We start from the raw sequence: 1,259 nt of genomic DNA, 5'->3' as shown, positions 1-1,259 counted from the left end.
AGTGACAATTATAAGCCTGATATTTGGCTAAGTTAAGAGAAGTTAAACTGGCATTAAAATGAAAATCAAGCCGTTGGGGATGAGGAGATTGACAATCAGATAAGCCCGTAAATTGTTTGGCATCACGAAACACAAATTCTATCTGAAAACGAGCCTGATAATATTCAATAATTTGTTCAGGAGAGAGATGAATATCAGTGCTAAATAACAAGGCATTTTTACCATCATATTTACGAGGTGCGCCCAGTTTCTTTTGTTCACCTGTATAGAGATAACGGAGGTTAGCATCAACTCTTAATTTGCCAATAAAATCTAAATTTAACTCCCGCACGGCATCCCAGAATTTAGAGCGGTAATAATAGCCATCAGCCACCAAATAACGTACAGAATTTGGGAAGAAAGAACGAGTATCTTTTAGATGTTTAGCATAGTCGTCAACTCTTGTTATATCAGGGTTTAAGCTTGCGTACACCTGTTTTTTGCGCTGATTGTTGGACTGCCTTTTCTTGGTAATTTTTCGGGGCTTTTTCGGTGGTTCTATTTGAGGACGTGAGGGAGTTTGTTGCACACTTAAACTATGGGAAGTTAAAGTGTTTGAGAAAGTGACGACGATAGGTTTTTTCACTTAAAGAACTATAACGGCTAAGATTCGTGAAGTTAACCTTGCCATAGATAAGTAAAATAGTTGAAAATAAAGTTACTAAAAACTTCTTTTGGGGTTGACTAATCCCTGGCATTTGTTGTAAGATTGATTCAATAATATTCATAAGGCAATCTGTTAAGCTGGTATATTTTTTTAGCTTAACTTAAAAGAGTGCCTTTTTTCTGTTTTATTTGGCTTCAGATTACACTTACTTTTTTGGTTTCTGGGGTGGGCTACGTTAGTGAAGCTTGCCGTAGGCATCGCTTCCCTATTTAAAAACTGTCCGAAGTATTGATAGAATAGCGATCGCTAAAAATCTTATCAGATAGCGCGATCGCTTTTACTTTTAGCGATCGCACCCGAGAATGAAACCGCCCTGCTAGATAACCGCAAGTACCGCCACAGAACACTATTTCATCTAGATCGGGTGGCAGCACTTCTTCGGCTCTTTCGTACTTACTATGCTAAAATATTAGTAAATAATTGGTGTCAAAGTTAATTATGAAAAAGATAATGACCAAACTGCTAAACCTACCCGGAGTTATAGTAGAAGACAGCAGACAAACAGATGAAACATTAATTTTCTCCGTAAAAGTAGAGACAAAAACGGCAATCT

At 37.3% G+C, this 1,259-nt stretch carries 2 protein-coding genes; both read right to left on the bottom strand.

The features are described from left to right. Window positions 1-472: transposase (locus PY364_RS17075; RefSeq protein ID WP_275524282.1), on the bottom strand; the 472-nt coding region annotated here is incomplete at its 3' end. A 443-nt stretch (window positions 473-915) separates the two neighbouring features. After that, a complete protein-coding gene (locus PY364_RS17070) occupies window positions 916-1,080 on the bottom strand; it encodes a hypothetical protein (RefSeq protein ID WP_275524280.1) in 165 nt (54 codons plus the stop codon). Window positions 1,081-1,259: the final 179 nt, after the last annotated feature.

Origin of the sequence: Kamptonema sp. UHCC 0994 (assembly GCF_029167235.1) — a bacterium.
GTDB lineage: Bacteria > Cyanobacteriota > Cyanobacteriia > Cyanobacteriales > Microcoleaceae > Kamptonema.
This window is presented reverse-complemented; position numbering and strand designations above follow the sequence as displayed.